General features: G+C 64.0%; 13 protein-coding genes. 10 read left to right on the top strand and 3 right to left on the bottom strand.

The window, feature by feature from the left end; translation table 11 throughout:
- The 5 genes from EN742_RS09200 to EN742_RS09180 form a co-directional block, all read left to right on the top strand.
- Nucleotides 1–477: SGNH/GDSL hydrolase family protein (locus EN742_RS09200; protein WP_128332701.1), on the top strand; the 477-nt coding region annotated here is incomplete at its 5' end.
- A gap of 18 nt (nt 478–495) precedes the next feature.
- Complete coding sequence (gene lpdA, locus EN742_RS09195; protein ID WP_127406443.1) at nt 496–1,944, top strand: dihydrolipoyl dehydrogenase; 1,449 nt, start codon at nt 496–498, stop codon at nt 1,942–1,944.
- A 102-nt stretch (nt 1,945–2,046) separates the two neighbouring features.
- Entirely contained in the window at nt 2,047–2,304 is a 258-nt protein-coding gene (locus EN742_RS09190; RefSeq protein WP_128332700.1) for a GlsB/YeaQ/YmgE family stress response membrane protein, read from the top strand.
- Between the two features lie 135 nt (nt 2,305–2,439).
- Complete coding sequence (gene lipA / locus EN742_RS09185) at nt 2,440–3,405, top strand: lipoyl synthase (RefSeq protein ID WP_127406444.1); 966 nt, start codon at nt 2,440–2,442, stop codon at nt 3,403–3,405.
- 7 nt (nt 3,406–3,412) lie between these two features.
- Nucleotides 3,413–3,868: a type II toxin-antitoxin system RatA family toxin gene (locus tag EN742_RS09180; RefSeq protein ID WP_126054619.1), complete on the top strand. Its 456-nt coding sequence runs from the start codon at nt 3,413–3,415 to the stop codon at nt 3,866–3,868.
- A 9-nt stretch (nt 3,869–3,877) separates the two neighbouring features.
- Here EN742_RS09180 and EN742_RS09175 read toward each other — a convergent pair whose 3' ends face one another.
- Both EN742_RS09175 and EN742_RS09170 read right to left on the bottom strand, forming a co-directional pair.
- On the bottom strand, nt 3,878–4,360 hold the full coding sequence (locus EN742_RS09175) for a CinA family protein (RefSeq protein ID WP_128332699.1): 483 nt from the start codon (nt 4,358–4,360) through the stop codon (nt 3,878–3,880).
- Entirely contained in the window at nt 4,357–5,586 is a 1,230-nt protein-coding gene (locus tag EN742_RS09170) for a bifunctional 2-C-methyl-D-erythritol 4-phosphate cytidylyltransferase/2-C-methyl-D-erythritol 2,4-cyclodiphosphate synthase (RefSeq protein WP_128332698.1), read from the bottom strand. The genes EN742_RS09175 and EN742_RS09170 overlap by 4 nt, the downstream gene beginning before the upstream one ends.
- Before the next feature lie 233 nt (nt 5,587–5,819).
- On the opposite strand from EN742_RS09170, the gene dusB reads away from it, so the two are divergent.
- From dusB to ntrC, 3 genes are read left to right on the top strand one after another with little or no spacing between them, the layout of a single operon-like run.
- A complete protein-coding gene (gene dusB / locus EN742_RS09165) occupies nt 5,820–6,842 on the top strand; it encodes a tRNA dihydrouridine synthase DusB (protein WP_128332697.1) in 1,023 nt (340 codons plus the stop codon).
- Nucleotides 6,839–7,981 (top strand): nitrogen regulation protein NR(II), encoded by a 1,143-nt coding sequence (locus tag EN742_RS09160; protein ID WP_126054615.1) that lies wholly within the window; start codon nt 6,839–6,841, stop codon nt 7,979–7,981. Before dusB ends, EN742_RS09160 begins: the two co-directional genes overlap by 4 nt.
- On the top strand, nt 7,978–9,438 hold the full coding sequence (gene ntrC, locus EN742_RS09155; RefSeq protein WP_127406286.1) for a nitrogen regulation protein NR(I): 1,461 nt from the start codon (nt 7,978–7,980) through the stop codon (nt 9,436–9,438). Before EN742_RS09160 ends, ntrC begins: the two co-directional genes overlap by 4 nt.
- A gap of 45 nt (nt 9,439–9,483) precedes the next feature.
- Here the strand turns inward: ntrC and EN742_RS09150 are convergent, their stop codons facing one another.
- On the bottom strand, nt 9,484–10,374 hold the full coding sequence (locus tag EN742_RS09150) for an NAD(P)H-binding protein (RefSeq protein WP_126054613.1): 891 nt from the start codon (nt 10,372–10,374) through the stop codon (nt 9,484–9,486).
- Nucleotides 10,375–10,489: 115 nt separating this feature from the next.
- Here EN742_RS09150 and EN742_RS09145 point away from each other — a divergent pair, with 115 nt between their 5' ends.
- The gene (locus EN742_RS09145; RefSeq protein WP_126054612.1) at nt 10,490–11,308 is read left to right on the top strand and encodes an AraC family transcriptional regulator; all 819 of its coding nucleotides are present in this window, start codon (nt 10,490–10,492) and stop codon (nt 11,306–11,308) included.
- Between the two features lie 204 nt (nt 11,309–11,512).
- On the top strand, nt 11,513–13,136 hold a 1,624-nt coding region (locus tag EN742_RS09140), incomplete at its 3' end, for a PAS domain-containing sensor histidine kinase (RefSeq protein WP_189375248.1).

Raw genomic sequence — 13,136 nt, 5'->3', positions numbered from 1 at the left:
TTCGACGATCATCTCGCCGGCGCCGACCGCAACGGCGCGAAGGTGCTGCCGACGATCCTGATGAGTCACGCGCCGCTCGACCTGATCGTCATCATGCTCGGCGCCAACGACATGAAGCCGTGGATCCACGGCAATCCGGTCGCCGCCAAGCAGGGCATGCAGCGCCTGATCGACATCGTGCGCGGCCACGACTATCCGTTCGAATGGCTGGCGCCGCAAATCCTGCTCGTCGCGCCGCCCGCCGTCACGCGCACCGATAACGCCGAATTCAAAGAGATGTTCGCCGGCGGCGACGAAGCCTCGAAGCGGCTGGCGCCGCAATATTCGGCACTCGCCGACGAAGCAGGCTGCGGCTTCTTCGACGCCGGCTCCGTCGCTGTCACCACGCCGCTCGACGGTGTCCATCTCGATGCCGAAAACACGCGAAACATCGGCAAGGCGCTGGCACCGCTGGTGCGCGTGATGCTGGAACTCTAGAAAACCAGGGAGAAACCCGTGGCTGAATCCTACGACGTCATCATCATCGGCTCCGGCCCCGGCGGCTATGTCACCGCGGTGCGCTCCGCCCAGCTCGGCTTCAAGACCGCGATCGTCGAGCGCGAGCATCTCGGCGGCATCTGCCTGAACTGGGGCTGCATTCCAACCAAGGCTCTGCTGCGTTCGGCCGAGATCATGCACTATTCCGATCACCTCAAGGATTACGGGCTGAAGCTCGATGGTGGCAAGGTCAGCGCCGACACGGCGGCCGTGGTCGACCGTTCGCGCAAGGTGTCGCTGAGGCTGAACGGCGGCGTCGCCTTCCTGATGAAGAAGAACAAGGTCGATGTCATCTGGGGAGAGGCCAAGCTTTCGAAGCCGGGCGAGATCGTTGTCTCCAAGACCGCCAAGAAGCCGATGGAGCCGCAGCCGCCGGTGCCGAAAGGCGTCAAGGGCGAGGGCACCTACACCGCCAAGCATATCATCCTCGCGACCGGCGCCCGGCCGCGCGCGCTGCCCGGCATCGAGCCGGACGGCAAGCTGATCTGGACCTATTTCGAGGCGATGGTGCCGAAGGAGATGCCGAAGTCGCTGCTGGTCATGGGCTCGGGCGCGATCGGCATCGAGTTCGCTTCCTTCTACCGCACCATGGGCGCCGAGGTGACGGTGGTCGAGCTGCTGCCGGCGGTGATGCCGGTCGAGGATGCCGAGGTCTCGAAATTCGCGCAGAAGCAGTTCGAGAAGCAAGGCATGAAGATCATCCTCGAGGCCAAGGTGACCAAGGTCGAGAAGGGCGCCAACTCGGTGACGGCGCATGTCGAGATGAAGGACGGCAAGGTCGAGAAGATCACCGCCGACCGCATGATCTCGGCCGTCGGCGTGCAGGGCAACATCGAGGGCCTCGGCCTGGAGGCACTTGGCGTCAAGACGGACCGCGGCTGCGTCGTCGTCGACGGTTACGGCAAGACCAATGTGCCCGGCATCTACGCCATCGGCGATGTCGCCGGCCCGCCGATGCTCGCCCACAAGGCCGAGCATGAAGGCGTGGTCTGCATCGAGAAGATCGCCAATGTCCCTGGCGTTCATGCCACCGACAAGCAGAAAATCCCCGGCTGCACCTATTGCAACCCGCAAGTCGCCTCGGTTGGCCTGACCGAAGCCAGGGCCAAGGCCGAGGGCAGGGACATCCGCGTCGGCCGTTTCCAGTTCGGCGCCAACGGCAAGGCGATCGCGCTCGGTGAGGACCAGGGCTTTATCAAGACCATCCTCGACAAGAAGACCGGCCAGTTGCTCGGCGCGCACATGGTCGGCGCGGAAGTGACCGAGCTGATTCAGGGCTTCGTCGTGGCGATGAACCTCGAAACCACCGAGGAAGAGCTGATGCACACCATCTTCCCGCACCCGACCCTGTCGGAGATGATGAAGGAAAGCGTGCTCGACGCCTATGGCAGGGCGCTCAACGCATGATAGATTTACCATGCGAGACTCACCTGCGAAAATCTGGGAGCCTCGGCGGCAAGGCAGTTCGTTTCCGGATGCATTTTCACCCGTCACAGGAGGAGTGGGCATATGGACGTGAATGGCGTGGGCTGGCTGGCGGCCATCATCATCGGCGGTTTGGCGGGGTGGCTCGCCGAGATGGTGATGAAGACCAACACCGGCATCTTCATGAACATCATCTTGGGCATCGTCGGCGCGGTCGTGCTGAATGCAATCCTGCAAGCTCTCAATTTCCAGTCTTTCGGCGTTGGCTGGTTCGCCTATCTGATCACGGGCTTCATTGGCGCCTGCCTGCTGATCTTTGTAGGACGGCTGGTGCGCCGTTAGCCGGCATCGATACCGCTATGCGAAAAAGGCCGTGGCGGCATGCGCCGGCGTGGCCTTTTTCTTTGCGCCGAAAAGTCCTAAGTGACGTTGGAATGCGGGCGCCGGACAGGCGATCGCTCAGGAACCGGGTTTGAGATGGTCACTGTCCTCGACACGATCGCCAATGCGCCGCGCGTGCGGCACCCCGAAAAGGCGCACAAGCCGGACCAGGAGGTGCTGCGCAAGCCCGACTGGATCCGCGTCAAGGCGCCGGTCACGAAGGGCTACGCCGAAACGCGCGAAATCGTGAAGTCGCACAAGCTGGTCACGGTGTGCGAGGAAGCCGGCTGCCCGAACATCGGCGAGTGCTGGGACAAGAAGCACGCCACCTTCATGATCATGGGCGAAATCTGCACGCGCGCCTGCGCCTTCTGCAACGTCGCCACCGGCATCCCGACCGCGCTCGATCCCGATGAGCCGGCGCGCGTCGCGCATGCCGTCAAGCAGATGGGGCTGAGCCACGTCGTCATCACCTCGGTCGACCGCGACGACCTTGCCGATGGTGGCGCGCAGCATTTCGCCGAGGTCATCCGCGCCATCCGCGCGGCGGCGCCCTCGACCACGATCGAGATCCTGACGCCGGACTTCCTGCGCAAGGACGGCGCGCTGGAGATCGTCGTGGCGGCGAAGCCCGACGTCTTCAACCACAACCTCGAGACCGTGCCGTCCAACTACCTGACCGTGCGGCCGGGCGCCCGCTATTTCCATTCGATCCGGCTGCTGCAGCGGGTCAAGGAGCTCGACCCGTCGATCTTCACCAAGTCCGGCATCATGGTGGGCTTGGGTGAGGAGCGGAACGAGATCCTGCAGCTGATGGACGATCTGCGCTCGGCCAATGTCGACTTCATGACCATCGGCCAGTATCTGCAGCCGTCGAAGAAGCACCATCCGGTGATCCGCTTCGTCACCCCGGAGGAGTTCAAGTCCTTCGAGACGATCGGCAAGACCAAGGGTTTCCTTCTCATGGCGTCGAGCCCGCTGACGCGCTCCTCGCATCATGCCGGCGAGGATTTCGCCAGGCTGCGCGCGGCGCGGGAAGCGCAGCTCAAAAAGACCAGCTGATCCCCGAATGCCGAAATTCGAAGCCATCCGTCGCGTCGCCCATACGCCGCAGGAGATGTTCGCGCTGGTCGCGGACGTCGAGGCCTATCCGCAATTCCTGCCGCTGTGCGAAGCGCTCAGCGTGCGCTCGCGCAAGGAGCGCGACGGCCGCACCATCCTCCTTGCCGACATGAGCATCGGTTACAAGGCGATCCGCGAGACCTTTACCACGCAGGTGCTGCTGAAGCCCGACGAGAAGGCCATCGATGTCAAATACATCGACGGCCCTTTCAAATATCTCAGCAATATCTGGCGCTTCGACCCGGCCGATAGCGGCTGCGAGGTGCACTTCTTCATCGACTACGAGTTCAAGAGCCGCATTCTCGGCGCGTTGATGGGCACGATGTTCGATCGCGCCTTCCGCATGTTTGCCGAGGCCTTCGAGAAGCGCGCCAACCAGATCTACGGCGCAAGAACGGCCTGAGTTCGGAGTTTAGCCCAGCGCGCGCAGGCCGAGTTCCAGCGCGTGCCGCACGGTTTCATGGCGGATGAACTCTCGCCCCTTGTGGCCGAACAGTTGGTGCTCGGCGACGATCGGCTGGCCGGCCAGCGCAAGGCCGAACCAGACCAGGCCGACCGGCTTGTCGGCCGAACCGCCGGTCGGGCCGGCAATGCCCGTGACCGCGAGCGCGAGGCTCGCCCGCGAATGCGCCAGCGCGCCCGCCGCCATTTCGAGCACGATTTCGCGTGAGACCGCGCCGTGCGCCTTGAGCGTTGCGGCGGAAACGCCGAGCATCTCCATCTTGGCTTCGTTGGAATAAGTGATGAAACCGCGGTCGACCACGGCGGAGGAGCCGGCAATGTCGGTGAGCGCGGCGATGATCAGGCCGCCGGTGCAGCTTTCCGCCGTCGCCAGCATGATACCGCGTTGCTGGCAGGCCAGAAGCAGGGCGTTTGCGAGTTCGGCGTTGCTCATTCGGGAACCTCACCTGGAAAGACTACGCTGGCGGTGGCGATGGCCGCTATGCCTTCCTGGCGGCCGATGAAGCCAAGCTTCTCATTGGTGGTTGCCTTGATCGAGATCCGCTCGCCGGCGATGCCGAGCATCGCGGCGAGGGCAGCCGTCATCGCCTCGCGGTGCGGGCCGACGCGCGGCGCCTCGCAGATCAGCGTGATGTCGGCATTGGCGATGCGTCCGCCGCGCCCGCGCACCAGCTTGGCCGCATGTTCGACGAAGATCTTCGAGGCGGCGCCTTTCCACTGCGGATCCGACGGCGGGAAATGCGTGCCGATATCGCCAGCGCCGCAGGTGGCGAGCAGCGCGTCGGTGAGGGCGTGAAGGCCGACGTCGGCATCGGAATGGCCGGAGAGCTTTCTGTCGTGCGGAATGACGACGCCGCAGAGCGTGACATGATCGCCCGGCTCGAAGGCATGCACGTCATAGCCGTTGCCGGTGCGGATATCCGGAAAGCGCGGCCGTTCACCGGAAAGCCGCTGATCGGCCATTGCAATATCCCTTGCCCAGGTAAGTTTTATGTTGTCCGGCGATCCTTGGACGATTTTCACCGGAATATGCGCCCACTCGGCGATCGCGGCGTCGTCGGTGAAATCCGCCTTGCCAAGATGATGGGCCTTTTCATGCGCGGCAAGAAGCGGCCAGAAGGGAAAGCCCTGCGGCGTCTGGGCGGCATGCAGGCCGTTCCTCGATACGGTCTCCTCGATCATCCCGGCTGCCGACTCGCGCTTCAGCGTGTCGGCGACGGGCAGAGCGGGCAGCGCGCCCTGGCGTTCGCCGACGGCATCGATCGTGCGGTCGATGAGTCCGGCGTCGACAAAGGGGCGTACGGCGTCATGGACGAGCACGCGGCCTGGCGCGGCATCCCTGAGCGCCAGCAGACCCAGCCTGACAGAGGCCTGGCGCGAATCGCCGCCGGTGACCGTGATGACACGGTCCGCATCCGCACCCGCGACCTTTCGGAAAAGCTCGCCGTCGTCGGCGTGAATGGCCACCACGACCGGACCGGTCCTCGGGTGAGAGAGGAATGTCTCCAAGGTGCGCGCGATGACGGCGCGGCCGCCGATGCGTTGATATTGCTTCGGTCCATTGGCTTGCCCGGCGCGCGCGCCGCGCCCGGCCGCTACGATAACCACCGCGACCTTGTCATCGGCGCCCGAAGCCTGATTTTCGCTTGCGTCAGTCATTGCGATTGGCTTAGCGCACGATCCGCAAAAGTGTAATCGGTTTTCGGAAAAGATCGTGCGCCAATTGTGAATTCCAAAGCGACCTTTGCTTATCCCGAACGACGCATTGCGCTTTGCTGGCCGAAGGCCAGCTTTTTCCCAAATGCGCCTTGATTTGACGTCATTGCGCGTTGCACATTGCCTTGCTACTGGCTAGAGAATGTGCAGCAATCCGATATGCTTGGTTTTTGTGCATGCCCGAATTGACCAAATTGGCTCTGCCGCTCGACATTGGCGGCGTGATAATCCGTAATCGTGTCTTCCTCGCGCCGATGTCGGGAATAACCGACGAGGCGTTCCGGCAGCGCGCCCATCGGCATGGTGCCGGGCTGGTCGTGTCGGAAATGGTGGCGAGCGGAGAGCTTGCCAAAGGCAGGGCCGGCTGCGACCTGCGAATCCGCCATTCCGGGCTGCCGATCCACATGGTCCAGCTTGCCGGCCGCGAGGCGGCGCACATGGCCGAAGGCGCCCGGATCGCCGCGGGCGAGGGCGCCGACATCATCGATATCAACATGGGCTGCCCGGCCAAGAAGGTGACGGGCGGCTATGCTGGCTCAGCGTTGATGCGCGATCTCGATCACGCGCTGTCGCTGATCGAGGCGGTGGTCGGCGCCGTCGAGGTACCGGTGACCGTGAAGATGCGGCTTGGCTGGGACGAAAGCGCGCTCAACGCGCCTATGCTGGCGCGCCGCGCCGAACAGGCCGGCGTGAGGATGGTGACGGTGCATGGCCGCACGCGCTGCCAGTTCTACCAGGGCAAGGCCGACTGGCGCGCCATCGCGCGGGTCAAGGAAGCCGTTTCGATCCCGGTCGTCGCCAATGGCGATGTCGGCTCGCCGGCGGAAGCGGCTGCCATCCTCGATCAATCGGGCGCCGACGCGGTGATGATCGGACGCGCGCATTATGGCGCACCGTGGACCGCCGGCAGGATCGCGGCGTCCGCGGCAGGAGAGACGGCGCCAGGCATTCCCGGAGATCGGCTGGCCCTGGCCGACTACGTCATTGGCCACTATCAGGATATGCTGGCGCTCTACGGTGTCGAAAGCGGGCTGCGCCAGGCGCGCAAGCATCTCGGCTGGTATCTCGATAGCCATGCCGCCGGCGCCACTTCCGGTCAACGCAAGGCAATCCTCACCTCTTTCGAGCCCGCTCGCGTCATCGCCGAACTGCGTGAAGTGTTCTCCAACCCCGCCGAATCGATGCGGAGCGCCGCATGAAGGCCACAGTTGCCCAAGGGCCGGACATGGTCGACGCCGCCAACATCGTGCTGAACACCATCCGCCGCCCGGTGATCATGGTTGATGCCGGCGGCTTCATCACCTTCGCCAATGCCGATGCGGAGGATTTCTTCCGCTCCAGCGCGACCATGCTTGCCCGCAACACGTTGTCCAAGCTCGTGCCCTTCGGCAGCCCGCTGCTCACCCTTGTCGACCAGGTGCGCGAGCGCCTGGCGCCGGTCAACGAATACCGGGTCGATGTGTCATCGCCGCGCCTCGGCATCGAAAAGGTCGTCGACCTTTACGTGGCGCCGGTGCCGGAATTCCCGGGCACGGTGGTGGTGATGTTCCAGGAACGGTCGATGGCCGACAAGATCGACCGACAGATGACGCATCGCGGCGCCGCCCGCTCGGTCACCGGCCTTGCCGCCATGCTGGCGCATGAGATCAAGAACCCATTGTCCGGCATCAGGGGCGCCGCCCAGTTGCTGGAACTGTCAGCCTCCGACGAGGACCGCGCGCTCACCCGGCTGATCACCGACGAGACCGACCGCATCGTCTCACTCGTCGACCGCATGGAGGTCTTTTCCGACGAACGGCCAATCGACCGCTACCCGGTCAACATCCATGTCGTTCTCGACCATGTGAAGGCGATTGCCAAGAACGGTTTTGCGAAACGGATCAAGATCTTGGAGGAATACGATCCATCGCTTCCTCCGGTCTTCGCCAACCGCGACCAGCTGATCCAGGTGTTCCTCAACCTGGTCAAGAACGCCGCCGAGGCGATCGGTTCGGACCCGCAAGGCGAGATCGTGCTGTCCACTGCCTTCCGGCCGGGCATCCGTGTTTCGGTGCCGGGAACGCAGGATCGCGTGTCCCTGCCGCTGGAATTTTGCGTGCGCGACAACGGTCCCGGTGTTTCGGAGGACATACTGCCGATCCTGTTCGACCCGTTCATCACCACCAAGCCGAACGGCTCCGGCCTCGGGCTGGCGCTGGTGGCCAAGATCGTCGGCGAGCATGGCGGCATCATCGAATGCGATTCGACGCCGCGGGGAACCACGTTCCGCATCCTGATGCCGGCTTGGAAGGAGACCGCACACGGTGTCGACGAAGAAGCTGAAGGAGACCGCTCATGACCGCACGCGGCAACATTCTGGTCGCCGATGACGATGCGGCCATCCGCACCGTGCTCAATCAGGCGCTGTCGCGCGTCGGCCATGAGGTGCGCGTCACTTCGAATGCCTCGACGCTGTGGCGCTGGGTGGCGGCGGGCGAGGGCGACCTCGTCATCACCGACGTGGTGATGCCGGACGAGAACGCCTTCGACATGCTGCCGCGCATCAAGAAGGCGCGGCCGGAACTGCCGGTCATCGTGATGAGCGCGCAGAACACGTTCATGACCGCCATCCGCGCCTCCGAGACCGGCGCCTATGAATATCTGCCGAAGCCGTTCGACCTGACCGAACTGCTCAACATCGTCAACCGGGCGCTGGCCGAGCCGAGACGGCCGAAGCTCGACGCGCGCGCCGACGACCAACCGGAGACGATGCCGCTGGTCGGCCGCTCCGCCGCCATGCAGGACATCTACCGCATGCTGGCCCGCATGATGCAGACCGACCTCACGGTGATGATCAGCGGCGAATCCGGCACCGGCAAGGAGCTGGTGGCCCGCGCGCTGCACGAATATGGCCGCCGCCGCGGCGGCCCGTTCGTTGCCATCAACATGGCGGCGATCCCGCGCGACTTGATAGAATCGGAACTGTTCGGTCACGAGAAGGGCGCCTTCACCGGCGCGCAGAACCGCTCCACCGGTCGCTTCGAGCAGGCCGAAGGCGGCACGCTGTTCCTCGACGAGATCGGCGACATGCCGATGGAGGCGCAGACACGTCTGCTGCGCGTGCTGCAGCAAGGCGAATATACGACCGTCGGCGGCCGCACGCCGATCAAGACCGACGTTCGCATCGTCGCCGCCACCAACAAGGACCTGCGCACGCTGATAAACCAGGGGCTGTTCCGCGAGGACCTGTTCTACCGCCTCAACGTCGTGCCGCTGAGGCTGCCGGCGCTGCGCGAGCGCTCCGAGGACATTCCGGACCTGGTGCGGCATTTCTTCAAGCAGGGCGCCAGCGAGGGGCTGCAGACCAAGCGCATTTCCTCCGGCGGCATCGAGTTGATGAAGCGCTACCCCTGGCCGGGCAATGTGCGCGAGCTGGAAAACCTGATCCGCAGGCTGGCCGCGCTCTATTCTCAGGATGAGATCTCGTCCGAGATCATCGAGGCCGAGCTCAAGACCGGCGAGCGGCCGGTAGTCCCCGGCGGCGGCAATCTCATTCCCGACGATCTCTCCATCGGTCAGGCGGTGGAGCATTTCCTGCAGCGCTATTTTGCTTCGTTCGCCGGTGATCTGCCGCCGGCTGGCCTGTACCAGCGCATCCTCGCCGAGGTCGAATACCCGCTGGTCCTTGCTTCGATGACGGCGACGCGCGGCAACCAGATCAAGGCGGCTGAGCTCCTGGGGCTCAACCGCAACACGCTGCGCAAGAAGATCCGCGAGCTTGGCGTCAACGTCTACAAGTCCTCGAGGCAGGTCTAGCCGGAGATTGGCTCCCGAGCCGGCGCCATGCTGCCGCGCGACTGCTCAAAGATGATCGCGCAGCGTGTCGGCGATCATCGCGTCCAGGCTGCTGGCGGTTACGCCAAGAAGATGCTCGGTGTCGGAGGAGTCGACCAGCAGCGGGCGGTCGAAGAGGTAGCGCATCTCCACGGCCTCGTGCAGGCCCAGAGCCTCCATTTCGGAGACGGAATAGGAGTGCAGATCCGAAAGCTCCCTGCCGAGCATCGCGGCTGTTTTCCGCATGAGTTCACGGGGCGAGGCATATTGCGAGGGCACGTGGAATGCCCGTCCCCATTCGCCCGTGTAACGGGACGACGCCACAAGCGTCCTGGCCACATCCTTCGTGAACGTCCACGCGTGAGCAGCATCGAGGTTTCCCACGAACGAGACGGGTTTTCCCTCGACGACGGAGGGCAGGGCCAGCAGCGAGAAGTAGCTGATCGCGCCATGTCCAAGATAGTCACTGGACCGCACTTCGATGGCTGGTGCATCGGCGCGGCGTGCTCGTTGCCACATTATCGTGCGGGTCGTACCTTTCCTTGATGTCGGATCGAGCGGCAAGTCCGGGTGCAGCGGACTTTCGGCGTTCTCACCATAGCCGTAGAGGTTTCCGAGCAGGATAATTTTCGCGCCGGCGGCTTCCGCCGCGCGCACCGTGCCGTCGAGGATGGGGAAAAAGTCGGTCGGCCACCGATCATAGGCGGCCATGGCGCACATGAAGATCGCATCGGCGCCTCGGGCCATGCGCGACAGCTCGGCGGCATCCGCGGCGTCGGCCTGTACCGCGCGGACGCCGGGCAAATCGATGGAACCCAAGCTCCTGCTGGTGAGGACGACATTATTTCCTTCCTCACCGAGCAGCCGAGCCGTTTCGCGTCCAACCGGCCCTGCGCCGACGACAACATAGTAACCCATATCAACCTCTTTGCATTGGCAACGAGGCTTGGGTTTAGGGGGCGCCGGCATTGAAAGTCGCGCAGGAACCGCCAAATCTTGGACAGGTTTTGCTATGAATTCGAGGCCTACCTGTATGCACGCACAGCTCGATCCCGACCAGGTCCCGACGGGCATAACAATGGTTTCGAGGCATGTCGAAGCAGGCGCCTTCAGGCTGCCGCGAGCGCATCACCACAGGATCATGGTTCACGCCAGCGCGGCCACCCATTCTTATTGCAGTGACGTTGGACGACACTTTCTGCGGCGTGCTGGCGACATCGACTTCGTGCCCGCTGACCAGGAGGGCGGTTTCGAGGCGGAAACCGCGTTCCGCACAATCGAGGTTCGCCTGCCGTCCGCCTTGCTCGAAGACGTCGCGCGGCAGGTGGGAGGCACAACAATGCGCCGGCTCGACACGCGCCATCTCGTCCGGGATGAGCGGATCGAACATCTCGTGCGAGCGCTCAAAAGCGGTCACGACACAGGCGCGCCGACCGAACCCCTGTTCATCGAAAGCCTCGGCGTTGCGCTTGCGGTGCGGCTGCTGGGCCTCGGCGATCGGGAGACCGATCGACCCGTCCGGTTGTCGAACACTCAGCTCAGGCACGTCCTGGAGCATATCGATGCTCACCTTCATGAGCCGCTAACGATTGACAGGCTGAGCCGCGTTGCCAACGCCAGCAGTTCCCATCTCAGGACATGGTTCAAGGCGGCGACAGGTATGACCGTTCACCGCTACGTCCTACGGCGCCGGGTCGAGCGCGCCCGCTCTCTGTTACTAGGCGGCGGCCTCAGCACCAGCGAGGTGGCACATCAGGCAGGCTTCGCGCACCAATCGCATATGGCATATTGGATGCGTCGCGAGATCGGGCAAACGCCACGCGGCTTGCGGCGCGGGCGGATGGCGAGTTGAATGCCGGCCAGCACGCACGGCGGAGGCTCGTCCGCCCGTTGCCGGCATGTCCGCAGACCTTTAGGGCGACTCTGATCGACCCTGGCCGGATGGTCCTTCCAGCAGAATAAGCCGGGGAAAGATTTCCGTCCTGGCCACACTTGTTGCATAATCGCCACAATGCGTTGCATACATCCGACGCAAGCAATGACTCTAAACGGCGATATGGCTTCCCAGGCCCCGACACTGAACGAACCGCTTTTCAGCAAGCCCGGCGTTGAGGACAGACGCCGGCTGCTGGCGTTGCCCGGCGTGCTGGCGATTGCCGGCGCTTTGATCACGGCGGCGATCTCCTTTGCGATTCTGGTCGGGGCGACGCCGATCGCGCCGGATGCAAAAGCCACGATGGCGCTGATCGCGCTCAACGCTGTCTTCGTTCTATTCCTGATTGCGTTGATCGGCCGCGAGGTTCACCGCATTGTGATGGCGCGGCGGCACGGCAAGGCGGCCTCACGGCTGCATGTGCGCATCGTCGCGATGTTCGCTCTGGTCGCCGCCATTCCCGCCATCATGGTGGCCATCATCGCCTCGATCACGCTCGACATCGGCCTCGACCGCTGGTTCGAGATCCGCACCAAGACGATCGTCAATTCCTCGCTGTCGATCGCCGACGCCTATGTGCAGGAAAATGCCCGCAACCTGCAGGGCACGACGTTGTCGATGGCCTATGATCTCGATGCCTCGCGCACGCTCTATGGCCTCGACCGTACCGGTTTCCTCGATCTGATGAACAAGGAAGCGGTTGGCCGCTCGCTGGCGCATGCCGCACTGATCAAGCCCGACGGCTCCTTTGTGATGAGCGCCAAGACCGATGCCGACTTCGCCATGCCGGAGCCCCCGCCGGGCGCGGTGGAAACGGCGTCCGACGGCAGGCCGGTTCTGATCGAGCCGCGAACCCGCAACATCATGGGCGCCATCGTCAAGTTGCGCGAGATCGAAGGTCTTTATCTCTACACCATCCGGCTGGTCGATCCCGATGTGATCAAGGCACGGCAGATCGTGCGGTCCAACAGCGACGAATACCGCAACCTGCAAGACAACCGCCGCACCTCACAGGTGGCCTTCGCGCTGCCTTACCTGTCGCTGACGCTGATCGTCATCCTGTCGGCGATCTGGACGGGCATAGCGGTCGCCGACCGGCTGGTGCGGCCGATCCGCCAGTTGATCGGTGCCGCCGACGAGGTCGCGACCGGCAATCTCGATGTCGCCGTGCCCGTCAGACTTTCCGACGGCGACGCCGCCTCGCTCGGCGACACCTTCAACAACATGATCCTGGAGCTCAAATCGCAGCGCAACGAGCTGCTCTCCGCCAAGGATTTGATCGACGAGCGCAGGCGCTTTTCGGAAGCCGTGCTGGCAGGCGTCACCGCCGGCGTCATCGGCGTCGATCCCTATGGCATCATCACCATCGTCAATCGCTCGGCAGAAACCATGCTTGCGATCTCGGCCAGCGCCGCGCTCGGGCAGAACCTGTCCGCCGTGCTGCCGCATGTCGGCCGCGTCTTCGAAATCGGCCGCAAATCGGGCAAGCCGGTCTATCGCGAGCAGGTGACCTTCTACCGAGGCGGCGCCGAGCGGACCTTCAACGTGCAGATAACCATCGAGGCGGGCGATGACGGCTCGGAGGAAAAATCCTATGTCGTGACGGTCGACGACATCACCGACCTTGTGCAGGCGCAGCGCTCTTCGGCCTGGGCCGACGTGGCCAGGCGCATCGCCCACGAGATCAAGAACCCGCTGACGCCGATCCAGCTCTCGGCCGAGCGCATCAAGCGCCGCTACGGCAAGG

It is taken from the genome of Mesorhizobium sp. M4A.F.Ca.ET.020.02.1.1 (assembly GCF_004022645.1).
Classification (GTDB): Bacteria; Pseudomonadota; Alphaproteobacteria; order Rhizobiales; family Rhizobiaceae; genus Mesorhizobium.
The sequence above is the reverse complement of the archived record's forward strand: the minus strand, read 5'-3'. Positions and strand labels throughout refer to the sequence as shown.

Coding starts and splice junctions, on each gene's coding strand:
- EN742_RS09150 (WP_126054613.1), bottom strand. CDS start 10,374: ATGGGTTACTATGTTGTCGTCGGCGCAGGGCCGGTTGGACGCGAAACG.
- EN742_RS09180 (WP_126054619.1), top strand. CDS start 3,413: ATGCCGAAATTCGAAGCCATCCGTCGCGTCGCCCATACGCCGCAGGAG.
- EN742_RS09160 (WP_126054615.1), top strand. CDS start 6,839: ATGAAGGCCACAGTTGCCCAAGGGCCGGACATGGTCGACGCCGCCAAC.
- EN742_RS09145 (WP_126054612.1), top strand. CDS start 10,490: ATGCACGCACAGCTCGATCCCGACCAGGTCCCGACGGGCATAACAATG.
- EN742_RS09175 (WP_128332699.1), bottom strand. CDS start 4,360: ATGAGCAACGCCGAACTCGCAAACGCCCTGCTTCTGGCCTGCCAGCAA.
- EN742_RS09190 (WP_128332700.1), top strand. CDS start 2,047: ATGGACGTGAATGGCGTGGGCTGGCTGGCGGCCATCATCATCGGCGGT.
- lipA (WP_127406444.1), top strand. CDS start 2,440: ATGGTCACTGTCCTCGACACGATCGCCAATGCGCCGCGCGTGCGGCAC.
- EN742_RS09170 (WP_128332698.1), bottom strand. CDS start 5,586: ATGACTGACGCAAGCGAAAATCAGGCTTCGGGCGCCGATGACAAGGTC.
- ntrC (WP_127406286.1), top strand. CDS start 7,978: ATGACCGCACGCGGCAACATTCTGGTCGCCGATGACGATGCGGCCATC.
- dusB (WP_128332697.1), top strand. CDS start 5,820: ATGCCCGAATTGACCAAATTGGCTCTGCCGCTCGACATTGGCGGCGTG.